18 protein-coding genes and 1 pseudogene are annotated in these 15,665 nt (G+C 72.2%); 14 read left to right on the top strand and 5 right to left on the bottom strand.

Features of this window, described 5'->3' with window-relative positions:
• Window positions 1-38: 38 nt before the first annotated feature.
• From Q1B24_RS18555 to Q1B24_RS18540, 4 genes are all read right to left on the bottom strand, one after another.
• A complete protein-coding gene (locus Q1B24_RS18555; RefSeq protein WP_299931500.1) occupies window positions 39-641 on the bottom strand; it encodes a helix-turn-helix domain-containing protein in 603 nt (200 codons plus the stop codon).
• The gene (locus Q1B24_RS18550; protein ID WP_299931499.1) at window positions 628-825 is read right to left on the bottom strand and encodes a hypothetical protein; all 198 of its coding nucleotides are present in this window, start codon (window positions 823-825) and stop codon (window positions 628-630) included. Before Q1B24_RS18550 ends, Q1B24_RS18555 begins: the two co-directional genes overlap by 14 nt.
• A gap of 104 nt (window positions 826-929) precedes the next feature.
• Window positions 930-1,814 (bottom strand): LysR substrate-binding domain-containing protein, encoded by an 885-nt coding sequence (locus Q1B24_RS18545; protein WP_299931498.1) that lies wholly within the window; start codon window positions 1,812-1,814, stop codon window positions 930-932.
• 70 nt (window positions 1,815-1,884) lie between these two features.
• Window positions 1,885-2,412, bottom strand: a complete 528-nt coding sequence (locus Q1B24_RS18540) for a hypothetical protein (RefSeq protein WP_299931497.1) — start codon at window positions 2,410-2,412, stop codon at window positions 1,885-1,887.
• 160 nt (window positions 2,413-2,572) lie between these two features.
• On the opposite strand from Q1B24_RS18540, the gene Q1B24_RS18535 reads away from it, so the two are divergent.
• The 12 genes and pseudogenes from Q1B24_RS18535 (at window position 2,573) to Q1B24_RS18485 (ending at window position 11,741) form a co-directional block, all read left to right on the top strand.
• Entirely contained in the window at window positions 2,573-3,790 is a 1,218-nt protein-coding gene (locus tag Q1B24_RS18535; protein WP_299931496.1) for an acetyl-CoA C-acetyltransferase, read from the top strand.
• On the top strand, window positions 3,787-4,563 hold the full coding sequence (pcaD, locus tag Q1B24_RS18530; protein WP_299931495.1) for a 3-oxoadipate enol-lactonase: 777 nt from the start codon (window positions 3,787-3,789) through the stop codon (window positions 4,561-4,563). Before Q1B24_RS18535 ends, pcaD begins: the two co-directional genes overlap by 4 nt.
• Complete coding sequence (locus Q1B24_RS18525) at window positions 4,560-5,342, top strand: CoA transferase subunit A (RefSeq protein ID WP_366916544.1); 783 nt, start codon at window positions 4,560-4,562, stop codon at window positions 5,340-5,342. The genes pcaD and Q1B24_RS18525 overlap by 4 nt, the downstream gene beginning before the upstream one ends.
• 76 nt (window positions 5,343-5,418) lie before the next feature.
• On the top strand, window positions 5,419-6,060 hold the full coding sequence (locus tag Q1B24_RS18520; protein ID WP_299931494.1) for a 3-oxoacid CoA-transferase subunit B: 642 nt from the start codon (window positions 5,419-5,421) through the stop codon (window positions 6,058-6,060).
• 136 nt (window positions 6,061-6,196) lie between these two features.
• On the top strand, window positions 6,197-7,372 hold the full coding sequence (locus Q1B24_RS18515) for an endonuclease/exonuclease/phosphatase family protein (protein ID WP_299931493.1): 1,176 nt from the start codon (window positions 6,197-6,199) through the stop codon (window positions 7,370-7,372).
• Window positions 7,373-7,566: 194 nt separating this feature from the next.
• Window positions 7,567-8,496: a LysR substrate-binding domain-containing protein gene (locus Q1B24_RS18510; RefSeq protein ID WP_299931492.1), complete on the top strand. Its 930-nt coding sequence runs from the start codon at window positions 7,567-7,569 to the stop codon at window positions 8,494-8,496.
• Complete coding sequence (locus Q1B24_RS18505) at window positions 8,493-9,593, top strand: enolase C-terminal domain-like protein (RefSeq protein ID WP_299931491.1); 1,101 nt, start codon at window positions 8,493-8,495, stop codon at window positions 9,591-9,593. The genes Q1B24_RS18510 and Q1B24_RS18505 overlap by 4 nt, the downstream gene beginning before the upstream one ends.
• A 53-nt stretch (window positions 9,594-9,646) precedes the next feature.
• Window positions 9,647-10,546, top strand: coding sequence for a catechol 1,2-dioxygenase (gene catA / locus Q1B24_RS18500; RefSeq protein WP_299931490.1), 900 nt, complete (start codon window positions 9,647-9,649; stop codon window positions 10,544-10,546).
• A 6-nt stretch (window positions 10,547-10,552) separates the two neighbouring features.
• Window positions 10,553-10,831: a muconolactone Delta-isomerase gene (gene catC, locus Q1B24_RS18495; RefSeq protein ID WP_299931489.1), complete on the top strand. Its 279-nt coding sequence runs from the start codon at window positions 10,553-10,555 to the stop codon at window positions 10,829-10,831.
• A 75-nt stretch (window positions 10,832-10,906) separates the two neighbouring features.
• Window positions 10,907-11,008 (top strand): annotated as a pseudogene (locus Q1B24_RS21885) (YceI family protein); the annotation flags it as partial.
• A gap of 83 nt (window positions 11,009-11,091) precedes the next feature.
• The gene (locus Q1B24_RS21880; RefSeq protein ID WP_366916543.1) at window positions 11,092-11,229 is read left to right on the top strand and encodes a YceI family protein; all 138 of its coding nucleotides are present in this window, start codon (window positions 11,092-11,094) and stop codon (window positions 11,227-11,229) included.
• Window positions 11,230-11,450: 221 nt separating this feature from the next.
• Window positions 11,451-11,741: a sigma factor-like helix-turn-helix DNA-binding protein gene (locus Q1B24_RS18485; RefSeq protein WP_299931488.1), complete on the top strand. Its 291-nt coding sequence runs from the start codon at window positions 11,451-11,453 to the stop codon at window positions 11,739-11,741.
• A gap of 35 nt (window positions 11,742-11,776) precedes the next feature.
• Here the strand turns inward: Q1B24_RS18485 and Q1B24_RS18480 are convergent, their stop codons facing one another.
• Window positions 11,777-13,219, bottom strand: coding sequence for a phospholipase D-like domain-containing protein (locus Q1B24_RS18480; protein WP_299931487.1), 1,443 nt, complete (start codon window positions 13,217-13,219; stop codon window positions 11,777-11,779).
• 178 nt (window positions 13,220-13,397) lie between these two features.
• Here Q1B24_RS18480 and Q1B24_RS18475 point away from each other — a divergent pair, with 178 nt between their 5' ends.
• Together Q1B24_RS18475 and Q1B24_RS18470 are read left to right on the top strand one after the other, a co-directional pair.
• Window positions 13,398-14,075, top strand: a complete 678-nt coding sequence (locus tag Q1B24_RS18475) for a hypothetical protein (protein ID WP_299931486.1) — start codon at window positions 13,398-13,400, stop codon at window positions 14,073-14,075.
• Entirely contained in the window at window positions 14,072-15,661 is a 1,590-nt protein-coding gene (locus Q1B24_RS18470) for a DNA polymerase Y family protein (RefSeq protein ID WP_299931485.1), read from the top strand. The genes Q1B24_RS18475 and Q1B24_RS18470 overlap by 4 nt, the downstream gene beginning before the upstream one ends.
• Window positions 15,662-15,665: the final 4 nt, after the last annotated feature.

Below are 15,665 nucleotides of genomic sequence, written 5' to 3'. Positions count from 1 at the left end.
AGTGTCCCGCTCTACCGGCACCCGCGTCGAGGTCCGAGCTAGACGGACGCCATGAGCACCCAGAGGAGCTCGATGGTCCGGTCGAGCCAGTCCGGCGCCACCTCGCCGTGGTGGACGAGCTCACCCAGGTACGCGCCCACCATGAGGCTCACGACCCCCTCCGCGTCGAGGCGGCTGCGCAGCAGTCCGGCGTCGACGTCGTCACGGATCCGCCGGACAAGGACGTCGACGTAGGGCTCCAGCGCCGCGCGGAACAGTCCGGTGAACTCCGGGTCGGTGTCACCGACGATGGCGGCGAGTCCACCTCGACCCAGGACGACACCCATCTGGTGCCACGCCTGCTCGAGCGCGGCACGGATCTTGTCGCGGACCTCCCCGTCCTCGGGGACGTCCGGCAGCCCGATGGCCGCGGAGAGGACGGCCGTCAGCAGCTCGCCGCGGTTCGCGTGGCGGCGGTAGATGGAGGTCTTCGCGACCCCGGAGGTCGCGGCGACCCGGTCCACGGTGACCGCTCCCGGCCCGCCGTCCCGGAGCAGCTCCAGCACAGCGGCGTGCAGGCGCTGGTCCACCGAGGCCTCGCGCGGGCGGCCGGACCCCGGGGACTCCGGGGACTCCGGGGACTCCGGGTCAGTGGTCGGCATGCCCACGCTGCCTCGTCGGGCCGAAGCTCCCGGGCCCCTCGAAGACGGAGCGTGGCGGCGGCGCGGACGACTTCTCCGGGTCGGAGCGCCACTTGTCGAGGAAGTAGATCCAGGTGACGGCGCCCATCGAGAGCCCGCCCGCCAGTGATGCGGCGACGATGAACACGACCACTTCGACACTCACTCCGGTCACCTCTTCCCGGGCCGGCCTACCGACCCCTGGGGGATATCGATACGTTCATCGTAGCGATATAGGACAAGCGGCCGGGCCACTCGCACCCCTCGACGTCAGCCGTCCGCAACAGCCGACAGCGCAGCGAGCGCCCGGGCGAGCACGGGGTTGTCGTCGTCGGCACGGCGCGCAGCCACGAGGTCGATGCCCGGGGCACCCACCAGCGCGACGTAGACGACACCGGGAACCGCGAGCGCCGCGGTCGGCTCGGGCACCACGGCGATGCCGAGCCCAGCGGCCACGAAGGTCACCAGGGTCGAGGTCTCGGCGACCTGGTGGACGACCCGAGCCTCGCGCCCGGCCGCGTCGAACAGCTCCTGCACGAGTGCGTTCATCGCCGACCGGCCGCCTCCGGCGTGGACGACGAGGTCCTCCCCCGCCAGGTCCGCGACCCGCAACCGCCGCCTGCCGGCGAAGCGGTGGCCCTGCGGCATCGCCACGAGCAGACGGTCGTGCCGCACCGCGGTCACGGTCAGGCCGTTCTGGTCGGGCAGCCTCCTCAGCAGCGCGAGGTCGAGCGAGCCGTCGCGCAGCCGCTCGACCTGCTCGGGCGAGAGCATCTCACCGCGGAAGCCGAAGTCGACGGCAGGAAGCTCCTCTCGCAGCCGACGCGCGAGAGCCGGGAGGAGCGAGTACGTCGCCGAGCCGACGCATCCGACGACGAGGCGGCCCGACCGGCCGGACGCGACCCGCTCCGCCTCCTCCCCTGCGGCGTCCACCGCCGCGAGGATGTCGCGCGCCCGGACGAGGTACGCCGTGCCGGCGGCGGTGAGGTCGACACGTCGGGTGGTGCGCGTGAGGAGCGTGACGCCGAGCTCGGCCTCGAGCTGGCGGATCGCCTGCGAGAGCGGCGGTTGCGCCATGTGCAGCAGCCCAGCGGCTCGGCCGAAGTGACGCTGCTCGGCGACGGCGACGAAGTACCGGAGGTGGCGCAGTTCCATCCACTGATACTGGCAGGGTTCCAGTGCGGCGCACTGGCACCCCGCTGGGTCTCACCGGATGCAGAAGGGACTACCGCGCCACCCAGGGCGTGAACATCCGTCGCTCCGGCGCCCAGTCCACCGACCCCGTGGTCTCGTCCTCGAACTTCACCGCCACGCGGACCCTCTTCGGGTCGCCGATGCACTTCCGCGGGATGCGGATCGACGCGGGCTTGCCGTCGAACATGTCGGCGTGCGCGCTCATGCCCGGGCACTGCACCGTCCGCACCGGGCGCTGACCGAACGACCGCACGACCGCGAGTCCGCTCGAGAAGTCGGAGTTGGCACGGAACGACACGTGGAACGTCGGCCGAGGGCCACGCCCCGTGTCGATCCAGAAGCCGTAGACCTGCCCCGCGTCCAGCGGGACGGCCGACCGGACGCTCACCTTCACCGCGTTCCGGTGCACGACACGTACGTGCGAGATGTCCACGGACGTCGCGTCACCGACCGGGTCGTCGAACCCCCTCGCCCCCGCCTGGGCCGTCCCCGGCACCACCAGCGCCGCGGCGACCACGCAGGCCGACAGTGCGCGAGCACTCCATCGTGGTGCGTCCATGCGATCCCCCTCCCCCGGGACCCCATCGTCCCGCCGGCCGCCCGCCGGTCGCAAGGGTCGAAAGTACGTGCACACCACGGTGTCCTTTAGGACGCCACTCGTCTCAGTGACACCGAAACAGATACTTCACTGTATCGAACGTCACTACTAGGTTCGATCCATGCCCGACATCGTCATCTGTGAACCCGTGCGCACCCCGGTGGGCCGCCAGGGCGGCGCGTTCGCCTCGCTGTCCGCCGTCGACCTGGCGTCCACCACCCTGACCGAGCTCGTCCGCAGGACGGGCCTGCAGGAGGGTGACGTCGACGACGTCATCCTGGGCAACTGCTACCCCAGCGGCGAGAACCCTGCCATCGGACGCATCGCCGCCCTCGACGCGGGCCTGGGCACCGGCGTGCCCGGCCTCCAGCTCGACCGTCGCTGCGGCTCCGGTCTGCAGGCTGTCCTGTACGCCGCCGCCCAGATCGCCAGCGGCGGCGGGACGCTCATCGTGGCCGGTGGCGCTGAGTCGATGTCCAACGTCGAGCACTACGCCCTCGGCCTGCGCACCGGCGTCAAGGGCGGCTCCGTCGAGCTGATGGACCGCCTGGTCCGGGCCCGCGAGACGGCCGGCGGCAAGGACCACCCGGTCCCCGGCGGCATGCTCGAGACCGCGGAGAACCTCCGCCGGGAGTACGACATCTCGCGCGAGGAGCAGGACGAGCTCTCGCTCCGATCCCAGCAGCGCGCCGGGGCCGCGTACGAGGCCGGACGGTTCGCCGACGAGCTCGTGCCGGTCACCGTCCCGGGCCGCCGCGGCACGCCGGACGTCGTCGTCGACCGCGACGAGCACCCGCGTCCCGAGACCACCCTCGAGCAGCTCGCCGCGCTGCGGCCGGTGCGCCAGAAGGTCGACGCCGCCTCCACCGTCACCGCCGGCAACGCCAGCGGCCAGAACGACGGAGCAGCGATGTGCGTCGTGACCACCCGTGAGGAGGCCGAGCGCCGCGGCCTGCGACCGCTGCTCGCGCTGAGGTCGTGGGCCGTGGCCGGCGTCGGGCCCGAGGTGATGGGCATCGGACCGGTCCCCGCGACCGCTGCCGCCCTCGAGCGGGCCGGGCTCACCCTCGACGAGATCGACCTGATCGAGCTCAACGAGGCCTTCGCCGCGCAGGTGCTGGCCTGCCTGCGCGAGTGGAAGGTCGACCCGACCGACGAGCGGCTCAACCCCAACGGCTCGGGAATCTCGCTGGGCCACCCGGTCGGCGCCACCGGCGCCCGCATCCTGGCGACGATGGCCCACGAGATGCAGCGCCGCGAGTCGCGCTACGGCCTCGAGACCATGTGCATCGGCGGCGGCCAGGGCCTTGCCGCGATCTTCGAGCGGGTCACCTCATGAGCTCCGTCGAGGTCCACCACGTCGTCACCGGGCCCGAGGACGCGCCCGTCGTCGTCCTGTCCAACTCGCTCGGCTCGACGACGTCCATGTGGGACGCCCAGGCCGACGAGCTGGCCGAGCACTTCCGTGTCGTGCGCTACGACACCCGCGGCCACGGCGCCTCCCCCGTGCCGGAGGGCCCCTACGACATCGACGACCTCGCCGACGACGTCGTGGCGCTGCTCGACCGCCTCGGGGTCGAGAGGGCCCATTTCGTCGGTCTCTCGCTGGGTGGGATGACCGGCATGCGCCTCGCTGCCCGCAACCCAGAGCGCGTCGACCGCCTCGTGGTGCTGTGCACCGGCGCCCGTCTCGAGCCGTCGAGCGCGTGGCACGACCGGGCTGCGACCGTGCGCGCGAACGGGAGCACCGCGGTGGCCGAGGCCGCCGTCGCGCGGTGGTACACCCCGGGGTTCCTGACGAAGAACCCCGACGTCAAGACCGCGTGCGAGGGCATCGTGGCGGCGACCCCGGCCGAGGGCTACGCCTCGTGCTGCGAGGTCATCGCCGAGATGGACCTGCGCGACGACCTCGCCGGCATCAGCGCCCCCACGCTCGCGATCGCCGGGGCCGACGACCCGGCAACTCCTCCCCCGCACCTCGAGGCGATCGCTGACGGCGTCCAGGACGGGCGCCTGCTCGTCGTGCCCGACTCGGCCCACCTCGCCAACGCCGAGCAGCCGCAGACCATCACCCCGGCGATCATCGCGCACCTGAAGGGCGGAGCGGCATGAGCAGCATCGACAAGGTCGTCCCGAGCGCCGAGGAGGCGGTCGCCGACATCGCGCCCGGCTCGAGCCTGGCCGTCGGCGGCTTCGGCCTCGTCGGCATCCCGTGGACGCTGATCGGCGCCCTCCTCGACCAGGGCGCCGACGACCTCACGGTCGTCTCCAACAACTGCGGCGTCGACGGCGCCGGCCTCGGCCTGTTGCTCGAGGCCCGCCGGATCACCCGGGTCATCGCGTCGTACGTCGGTGAGAACAAGGAGTTCGGCCGGCAGTACCTCGCCGGCGAGCTCACCGTCGAGCTCACCCCGCAGGGCACTCTCGCGGAGCGGCTGCGTGCCGGTGGCGCCGGCATCGGTGCGTTCTTCACCCCGACCGGCGTGGGCACGATGGTCTCCGAGGGCGGGCTCCCCTGGCGCTACCACCCGGACGGCACCGTGGCGCTGGCCTCCGAGCCGAAGGAGGTACGCACCTTCCACGGCGTCGACATGGTGCTCGAGGAGTCGATCGTCACCGACGTCGCGCTCGTCCGGGCGGCCAGGGTGGACCGCGCCGGCAACTGCGTCTTCCACGCCTCGGCCCGCAACTTCAACATCCCGGCCGCGATGGCCGGGCGACTGACGATCGTCGAGGCCGAGAAGGTCGTCGAGATCGGCGCCATCGCGCCCGACGACGTCCACCTGCCCGGGGTGTTCGTCCAGCGCGTCGTCGAGCTGACGCCGACGCAGGCGCACGAGAAGCACATCGAGAAGCTGACCACCCGACCCCGAGAGGCGGCGCCGGCATGAGCGAGCGCAGCGAGCGAATCAATCGACACAGTGCGACTCGTGCCTCATGGCCGCACGGAGCGAAGCGAGTACGGGCATGAGCTGGACACGCGACGAGATGGCCGCACGCGCGGCGCTGGAGCTGCACCCCGGCGAGTACGTCAACCTCGGCATCGGCCTGCCGACCATGATCCCCGCGCACTTGCCGGCCGACTCGACGGTCACGCTGCACGCGGAGAACGGCATCCTCGGCGTCGGCCCGCACCCCTACGAGGACGAGGTCGACCCCGACCTGATCAACGCCGGCAAGCAGACGGTCACCGTCCTGCCGGGCGCGTCGTTCTTCGACTCCTCGCTCAGCTTCGCGATGATCCGAGGCAGCCACATCGACACCGCCGTCCTCGGCGGGATGCAGGTCTCCATGGCCGGCGACCTCGCCAACTGGATGGTGCCCGGGTTCATGGTCAAGGGCATGGGCGGCGCGATGGACCTTGTCAGCGGCGCCCGCCGGGTGATCGTGCTGATGGAGCACGTGTCGCGCAGCGGCAGCCACAAGCTGGTCGCCGCGTGCGACCTCCCTCTCACCGGACGGCAGCTCGTGGACCGCGTCATCACCGACCTTGGCGTCCTCGACGTGGCCGGCGACGGCTTCGAGCTCGTCGAGCTGGCGCCCGGCGTCACGGCCGAGGAGCTCGCCGAGCGGACCGGCGCGCCGGTCCGGGTCCCGGTCGGGGTGTGACATGACGTCCCGGGCAGCCGTCGAGCCGGAGGAGTACCTGGCCACCCGGGTCCGCCTCTCGGGGTCCCCCGACCGCTGACGGCAATGCCCCGATTTGGGGCTTGCCCCGCCGCGAGCGGGGTGCGACGGTCCGAAGATGACCAGAGCCCCCCGCCACCGCGTCCGCCGCCGGGTCCTCACCGGCCTCCTCGCCACGGCGCTCGCGCTGGGCACCGCACTGGTGCCCAGCGCGAGCGTCCATGCCGGCCCTCCGGGCGCCGGGCAGGGCACGCCGGCCCGCACCGCCACGGTGATGACGCGCAACCTCTACCTCGGCGCCGAGCTGACGCCCATCCTGCTCGCCCTCGCCAGCGGCAACAACGCCGCCGTCGTCGGAGCGGCGACGCAGACGTGGGCCGCTGTCCAGGCGACGCGACCCGAGGAGCGGATGGGGGCGATCGCCGACGAGATCGTGGCGGCCGACCCCGATGCCGTGGGACTGCAGGAGGTCACCACCTGGACGACGTTCGCCTACAACCCCCTCGACCGCACGACGAGCAACCCGACCGTCGCCTACGACTTCCTCGACCTGCTGCTCGACGCCCTCGAGGAGCGCGGCGCCGACTACAGCGAGGTCGCCGGGGCGACCGCCCGCAACTTCTCGTCGCCGCCGATCCCCTACCTCGCGAGCCCGACCGCCACGTTCCCCACGCGGGCGGTGAGCCTCGCCGACCGCGACGTGATCATCGTCCGGGACGACGTCGCCGCGACCAACGCGCGCACCGGCACCTTCGAGAACATCATCAGCTTCCCCTACGACGGCGACCTGCTGCCCGTGGCGCGCGGCTGGGGCTCGGCCGACCTGAGGGTGGGCAAGTCGACGTTCCGCTTCGTCAACTCCCACCTCGAGGCCTTCGGCGTCCCCGGGATCGACGGCGAGCAGGTCCGTGTCGCCCAGGTCGGCGAGCTGCTCGCCGCCCAGGCCGCGCTCGCGACGGAGCTCGGCAGCCTGCCGATGGTCTACGTCGGTGACTACAACTCGGACGCGCCGGACGCGCCGGCGTACACCCGCCTCCTGGCGGGCGTCGGAGCCGATGCGTGGCCGCGGACCCACCCGGGCGACCCGGGCTTCACTTGCTGCCTCGGCGCGACCCTCACCGACCCGGACAACCCGCTCACCTCGCGGATCGACCTGGTCCTGCACAGCCGGGACGTCAAGGCCGCGCGCGCCCACATCATTGGCGACGACCCGGCCGACATGACCGCGTCGGGCCTGTGGCCCTCGGACCACGCCGGCGTGGCCGCACGCCTGGTGGTGCCCGCCCGCCGCTGACCACGTCCATCACGCATCGAGGCCCCCTCCCGCGGGAGGGGGCCTCGCTGCGCACGAAGGCAGCGCCCCTCGAACCACAAGACCCGCATTGATCGATGCCACCGATCAATCAGCCCCAGATGCGACCTTGTGCTCGATCAATCACCCGACTTACCGTCGAGGCACGTGATCACCACCACACGAGAGGGTCCGTGATGGAGCTGCGACACCTGCGCTACTTCGCCGAAGTGGCCGACACCCGCCACTTCGGTCGGGCGGCCGAGCGTCTCCACATGGCGCAGCCCGCGCTCTCGCAGTCGATCCGCCAGCTCGAGGCCGAGCTCGGGACCCCCCTCTTCGCCCGGACCACCCGCCAGGTGCGGCTCACGCCGGCCGGCGAGTTCTTCCAGCTGGAGGTGGCCCGCATCCTCGAGTCGGTCGAGGCCGCCACCCGGGGCGTACGACGCATCGCGGCCGGCCGGCAGGGACTCGTCCGGATCGCCTTCACCGGCAGTGCCGCCCACACCGAGCTCCCCCGCATGGCGCGCACCGTCAAGCGCGCGCTGCCCGGCATGGGCCTGGAGATCCACGCCGACCTCCTCACCCCCGCCCAGGTCGACGGGCTCCACGACGGCACCCTCGACCTCGGCGTCCTCCGACCGCCGATGGCCGGTGACGGGCTGGCCTCGCGCACCCTGTCGACCGAGCCTCTGGTGCTGGCGGTCGCCGAGGACCACGCCCTGGCCCAGCAGCCGAGCATCGCGATGGGCGACCTGCGCACGGAGCGGTTCGTCCTCTTCTCCGGCCCGGACTCTGCCGTCAACGACGCGATCCTGCGTGGCGCCAGAGAGGTCGACTTCGTCCCGATCCGCGAGCACGAGGCGGCCGGGATCTCGGTCCTGCTCCCGCTGGTCGCCGCCGACCTCGGTGTCGCCCTGGTGCCCGCCTCCGTGCGCGCCGCGCCCCTCGCGGGAGTCGTCTTCCGAGAGGTCACCGACGCCCCCACCGTCGACCTCGCACTCGTCTGGCGCGCCGACGAGACGAACCCGGCCGTGCTCGCCGTCCTCGACGCCCTCGCCGACGACGGCACCGACCACCCCGGCTCCCCCGCCACCACCCCCGAGCCCGACGAGGTCGTCCGATGAAGATCACCCTGGTGGAGGCGATCCCGTTCGCCATCCCCTACCGCAAGCCCCTCAGGTTCGCGAGCGGCGAGGTGCACGTCGCCGAGCACGTGCTCGTCCGCGTGACCACCGACGACGGCGTCGTCGGCGTCGCCGAGGCGCCTCCGCGGCCGTTCACCTACGGCGAGACGCAGGCCGGCATCGTCGCGGTCATCGACACCATCTTCGCCGGACAGGTAGTCGGTCTCGACCTGATGGAGCGCGAGCAGATCCACACCCGGCTCTCGCGCACGATCGGCAACCCCACCGCGAAGTCGGCGCTCGACATGGCGATCTGGGACGCGCTCGGCCAGTCGCTCGGCTACAGCGTCACCGAGCTGCTCGGCGGCTACACCGACCGGATGCACGTCTCCCACATGCTCGGCTTCGACGAGCCGTCGGCGATGCTCGCCGAGGCCGAGCGGATGCGTGACACCTACGGCATCACCACCTTCAAGGTGAAGGTCGGCCGCCGCCCCTACCGCCTCGACACGGCCGTCGTACGCGCCCTGCGCGAGGGTCTGGGCGACGACGTCGAGCTGTACGTCGATGGCAACCGCGGCTGGTCGGCCTCGGAGTCCGCGCGGGCGATGCACGAGATGGCCGACCTCGGGCTGACGTTCGCCGAGGAGCTGTGCCCGGCCGACGACGTGCTCGGTCGCCGCTGGCTGGTGCAGCAGCTCGACGTGCCGTTCATCGCCGACGAGTCGGTCGTGACGCCGGCGGAGGTGACCCGAGAGATCCTCGGCGGATCGGCCACCGCAGCCAGCATCAAGACCGCGCGCACCGGCTTCACCGCCAGCCGCCGGGTCCACCACCTCGCCGAGGGCCTCGGCATCGAGCTCGTCATGGGCAACCAGATCGACGGCCAGCTCGGCTCGCTGTGCTCCCTCGCGTTCGGCTCGGCCTTCGAGCTCACCTCGCGCCGCGCGGGCGAGCTGTCCAACTTCCTCGACATGACCGACGACCTGCTCGCCGACCCGCTCGAGATCCGCGGCGGCCAGCTCGTCGCCCGGTCCGGGCCCGGGCTCGGCGCGGTCATCGACCCCGACAAGCTCGCGCGCTACCGCCAGGACTGACGCGCAACCAGCACCACACTCGCACCTCCCCATCCCGAGCAAGGAGCCCCACCATGAGCACCACCCTGAACGAGAACGAGAACGAGACCGAGACCGAGACCGAGACCGAGAAGGCCTCCGCCGCCGCCTCCGGCGCCAGCGCGACCGAGCGCTTCCACGCCGACAAGTCGCCGTACGCCGCGGTGAAGGACGTCCCCGCCGAGCGCGTCGACACCCTGGCCCGCGAGGTGCTCGAGGCGATCTACACGACGGTGCGCACGCACAAGGTCACCTACGACGAATTCAATGCTCTCAAGGCGTGGCTGATCGGCGTGGGCGAGGACGGTGAGTGGCCGCTCTTCCTCGACGTCTGGCTCGAGCACGTCGTCGAGGACGTCGCGACCGAGCACCGCGAGGGCAACAAGGGCTCGATCGAAGGGCCCTACTACGTCCCGGACGCCCCCGAACGGGGCGCGACGGGCACCATCCCCATGCGCGACGACGAGGGCGGCACCCCGCTCGTGTGGAGCGGTCAGGTCACCTCGTGCGACGGGTCCGCCCTCGGCGGGGCCAAGGTCGAGCTCTGGCACGCCGACGACGACGGCTTCTACTCGCAGTTCGCCCCCGGCATCCCCGAGTGGAACCTGCGCGGCAGCTTCACCACCGACGCCGACGGGTACTTCGAGATCACCACGGTGCAGCCCGCGCCGTACCAGATCCCCACCGACGGCTCGTGCGGCAAGCTCATCGCCGCGGCCGGCTGGCACGCCTGGCGTCCCGCCCACCTGCACGTCAAGGTCTCCGCACCCGGCCACGAGCTCCTCACGGCCCAGCTCTACTTCCCCGGCGACGAGCACAACGACGACGACATCGCGTCGGCCGTGAAGCCCGAGCTGATCCTCGACCCGCAGCAGCAGGCCGACGGCTCCGCGAAGGTCACCTACGGCTTCGTCCTCGACCCCGTGAAGGGCTGAGCGCCGGTGCTCTACCACGTGCGCATGGACGTCCGGATCCCGCTCGACATGGACCCGGAGGTCAAGGCCGACCTGGTCGCGCGGGAGAAGGCGTACGCCGAGGAGGTGCAGCGCTCGGGCCGCTGGCCGCACCTGTGGCGGATCGTGGGCGAGTACGCCAACGTCTCGATCTTCGACGTCGAGTCGAACGACGCGCTCCACGACCTGCTGTCCGGTCTTCCGCTCTTCCCCTACATGGACATCTCGGTCACACCGCTGGCGAAGCACCCCTCGTCGATCGCCTGACACGTCGCGACGGCCCGGCCTCCCTCCCTGGAGGCCGGGCCGTCGGCGTGAGGCGCGGATCACACAGACGGCCACCTGGTCTCCGCCGACTTCTTCGACGTCGAGAACCACGACGCGATCGCCTTCGCGTCGACCTCCGTCGAGCGTGACGGCGCCGAGTGGACCGTCACCGGCGACCTGACCATCAAGGGCACCACCCGGTCGGTCACCATCCCCTTCGAGGAGACCGGCACCGCGATCGACCCGTTCGGCAACACCCGGTGGGCTTCGAGGGCGCGACCACCATCAACCGCAAGGACTGGGACCTGTCCTGGAACGCCGCGCTCGAGACCGGTGGCGTCCTGGTCTCGGAGAAGATCAAGCTCGAGCTCGACATCTCCGCGATCAAGAACGCCTGATCACCTCGCGGAGCGCCAGCACCTCCAGCGCGTACGGACCCGGGACCAGCGGTTCCCCGGGTCCGTTCGGGCGCTGAGGGGTCGGCGCGGGACTCCGGCGTGTCCAAGGTTTGTCCATGGTTTTCGCTTTTCGGCTGTCGAGCAGCCCGGCGACACGTCAGAGTCGTCCCACGACCCGTGCGCGGGCCGGGCCACACGACCGACCGCCGGGAGGAGATCTGATGACCACGAGCATCGCGGAGCTGTCCGAAGCGCCGGACCGCGCCCTGACGATCGCGGACCTGGTGGGGTGGGTCGACCGCGGACCGCAGTCCGTGGAGGCCCGGCTCGTGCTGGGCGCCGCCGCGAGCGGGCTCCCCGAGCGCGCGCGGCGTGCCCTGGGGTGGCGCCTGGTGGACGAGCAGACCCAGCAGCAGGTCGCCGACCTCGTCGGCCTCCCCCACTCACAGGTGGGCCGCATCCTCAGGCGCGTCGTCGCCCACCCCCGCTCCGGCCCGGTCCCTGCAGCCTGAGACCAGGGCCATGGCCGGGGGCGTGAGGCGGACGGTCAGTCGGCCTCCCAGTAGGGGCCCGGCAGGTAGCGGTCCGGCTCCACCGTCGTGACGGGACGTCGCACGGTCCGCCAGACGGTGCGCACGGTGCCGTCCGGCTGCCGCACGGTGCGACGCACGCGGAAGTTGGCGTACGTCGTCGTGTAGGCGTTGCGGGTGTTGCGGGTGTTGTTCCACTGGTAGTCGAAGTTCCTGAGGTACTTCTTCGCCACCACGGCGCCCCGCACGGTGAACCAGACCTCGTCGTTGGCCGTGCTCAGGCTCGACCAGTTGACCGACCCGGTCAGCACCATCGACGAGTCCGGCACGCCGTTGTAGGTGCCCTGGACGACCAGGTACTTCTGGTGGCTGTAGTAGTCGAGGATGAGGTCGTCGACGCCGTCGTTGTTGAGGTCGAAGTTGTCCTCGGTGTTGTAGTCCATGCCGGTCGACCGGAGGGGGATCCTGCCCCGCTTGGTCGGGGCGGCAATGACGCCCTTCGTGTGGTAGCCGATGAGCCCGTAGGTGACCCGCACGTCGCAGCCCTGCACCCACTTCTGCCGGATGGCCTCGGCGAGGTAGTCGCCGCGAGCCCCGCGCATGGTGTGCATCGACAGGGCCAGGCGGGTGCGCTTCACCGTGCCGGTCACCGGGTCGGGCGTCAGGCACTGGACCCGGTCGAGCAGCTGCACCACGAGGTCGTCCTTCGGCCTCGAGACCCTCGGGAACGCGACGGCCGTGTGCTTGTCGACGGAGTCGTCGCACGCCACGCCGTTGGCCGGGGTGCCGCAGAATCCGATCGGCTCCTGGCGGGTGTCGTAGTCCTTGCGCATGTCGTTGAACAGCCCGACGAACTGGCGGAACAGCTCGTGGTCTCCGTCGGTGTAGTAGAGGTCGTTCCACTGGTGGATGGCGGCGTTGCGCGTCATGTTGGCCGAGCCGACGGCGATGACGTCCTCGGACTTTCCGGCCTCGCTGAAGAGGTAGAACTTCGTGTGCAGGTTGTTGAACTCGTTGGCCGCCCCCCGGCAGCTCTGCTTGCACTTGTAGACGAAGCTGTCGCGCCGCGGGTTCTTGCCGACCTCGTCGCGCAGCATCTTCACCGCACGGTTCTCCCAGTGGTCGTTGAGCAGCATCTGCACCCGGACGCCCCGCCGGTGCGCCGCGACGAGCGCACTGGAGACGGGGACACGGTCGAGGGAGTAGATGGCGATCCGGATGGTCGACCCCTTGGGGGTGTTCCTGATCGTGTCGATCACCCGTCGCTCGATCGTGAAGTGCCCCTTCGCGCGGTGGGGGTCGTTGAAGAAGGGCCCGCTCGGCGCCTCCCACTTCTTCGGCTTGGGCTTGCTCGCCGCGGGCGCGTCGGCGCCCGACACGGCCTGCCCGGGGCCGACCAGCCCGAACGAGGCCACGAGCACCAGGCAGAGACTCCCCACGAGCCTCGAGATCTTCGACACGACCCCACCCTTCTGTCGAACGCGTCCGGTCAGCATAAGCAGGGTCGCACGGTTCCGGTCCGCGCGCCGGGCCGCGTCTCGCCACCACCTCGACCGCGTGGTCTGATGGCCCACCCCAAGGGCAGTGTCGGGCCCGGGCCCGCTTGACCCGTTCGAACATCTGTTCGATCATGGACCCATGTCGTCCGCTCGCTCCGTCGCCGCGCTCGACCCGGGTCGTTCCGTGGTCGACCAGCTGCGCGAGCGGGTTGCGGCGATGGAGCGCAGACCCGCCGGGGAGCCCGTCGCCACGCTGCCCGGACTGGCAGGCCTGGTCCCGCTCCACGCAGGGTCGACCTACGCCGTCGACTCGGCCGCGCTCGCGCTGGCCCTCGCCGCGGGGGCCTCGCAGGCCGGGGAGTGGATCGGCTTCGCGGGCTGCGCCGACTTCGGGGCCGAGGCCGCCTCGGAGCTCGGCATCGAGCTGTCCCGCACGGTGCTGGTGCCCGACCCCGGCGAGCACTGGCTGGAGGTGACCGCCGCACTGGTCGACGTGCTGCGCGTGGTGGTGCTGCGGCCACCGGCCTCCGTCGACGAGCGAACGGCGGGGATCCTCGACTCCCGGCTCCGCACCCGGTCCTCGGTGCTCGTCGTCCACGGCCACTGGCCACGGGTGACCGCCCGGCTCAGCGTCGAGGAGTCTGTCTGGACCGGCCCGAGCTCCGGGGCCGGCGAGCTGCAGGAGCGGCGAGCCCGCATCGCCGTGCACCGGGGCGCCCGGCCGCCCGAGCGTGCCGACCTGGCGTGGCCGGGGGTGCGCCTCGAGCCGCGCCTCGAGCAGCAGTCCCCGGGCATCAGCGAGATCCGCCGGGCATGAGGGTCATGGTCGTGTGGTGCCCCGACTGGTCGGTGGTGGCCGCGCTCGAGGAGGCCGACCGGTCGCTCCGCTCCCCCGCCGCCGTGCTGTCGGCCAACGTCGTGGAGGTCTGCAACGGGCCGGCCCGCGCGGAGGGCGTACGCCGCGGGCAGCGCCGTCGCGACGCCCAGGCCCGGTGCCCCGAGCTGCTGCTGCTCCCGGCCAACCCCGACCGCGACGCCCGCGCCTTCGAGCCGGTCCTCGCCGTGGTCGAGGACCTGCGCCCCGGGGTGGCCGCCCTGCGCCCGGGGCTGCTGGCCGTCCGCGCCCCCGGCAGCTGGTACGGCAGCGAGACCGCTGCTGCGGCGACGGCCTGCCAGGCGTTGGTCGAGACCGGCGTGTGGGACGTGAGGGTCGGCATCGCCGACGACCTCTTCACCGCCGAGCAGGCCGCCCGCACCGCGGAGGTCCAGTCGTGGACGGTCGTCCCGGACGGCGGCTCACCGTCGTTCCTGCGCGGCCTGCCCGTGCACGTGCTGCAGGACGACGGCGCGCGCGGGCGAGAGCTCGTCGGGCTGCTGCAGCGGCTCGGCCTCCGCACGCTGGGTGACCTGGCCGACCTGCCCGGTGACGCGGTCGAGCACCGGCTCGGTTCCTACGGCGCCACCGTCCGGCGACGGGCCCGGGGCGAGGACCCCACGTTGTTCGCGGCCCGCACCCCGCCGCCGGAGCTCGACGCGGAGGTGGCCTTCGAGCCGCCGCTGGACTCCGTCGAGGCGATCACCTTCAGCGTCCGCACCACCGCCGAGCGCTTCGTCTCCCAGCTCACCCACCACCAGCTGGTCGCGACGGGCGTGCGCGTCGAGGCCGAGGCCGACGGAGCCGTGTGCTCCTCACGCGCGTGGCTGCACCCACGCCACTTCTCGGCCCGTGACCTCGTCGACCGCGTGCACTGGCAGCTGCAGTCGGCCGGGTCCACGAGCGGCGCCGGCAGCTCGCTGCGCGCCCGCAGGCACGCAGGCGTCGTGCGCGCGCCGATCGACCGGGTCAGGTTCGTGCCCGAGCTGGTCGAGCCCGCCGCCGCCCACGGGGAGGCGCTCTGGGGGTCCGCCTCCGACGACCTCGTCGAACGCGGCGTGGCCCGGGTGCAGGGCATGGTCGGCTTCGACGCCGTACGCCGTCCGGTGCTGCAGGGCGGTCGCAGCCCGTCGGCGCGGCAGGCGCTGGTGCCGTGGGGCGAGCGCGCGGTCGACCTCCGCCCGGTGGACCGTCCCTGGCCAGGACGGGTGCCCGGGCCGGCGCCGGTCCGCGTCTTCGCCACTCCCCCGGCAGCCGAGGTCGTCGACGACGCAGGCCGCGAGGTGTGCGTCACCGACCGTGGTGTCGTCAGCGGCGAGCCGCGCCGCTTCCGGGTGACGGGCCGCGACGGGACGGGCCTGCCGTGGCAGCCGGTGACGGCGTGGGCCGGTCCGTGGCCCACCGACGAGGGCTGGTGGTCGGGCGGAGCCGGTCCGACCGCCCGCTTCCAGGTGGTCGGTGCCGACGGCCGGGCCTGGCTGCTGGTGCGGGCCCCGGACGGGTGGGTCCTGGAGGCCGGCTATGACTAGCGGG

This window comes from uncultured Nocardioides sp., from assembly GCF_947488025.1.
Taxonomy (GTDB): domain Bacteria; phylum Actinomycetota; class Actinomycetes; order Propionibacteriales; family Nocardioidaceae; genus Nocardioides.
This window is presented reverse-complemented; position numbering and strand designations above follow the sequence as displayed.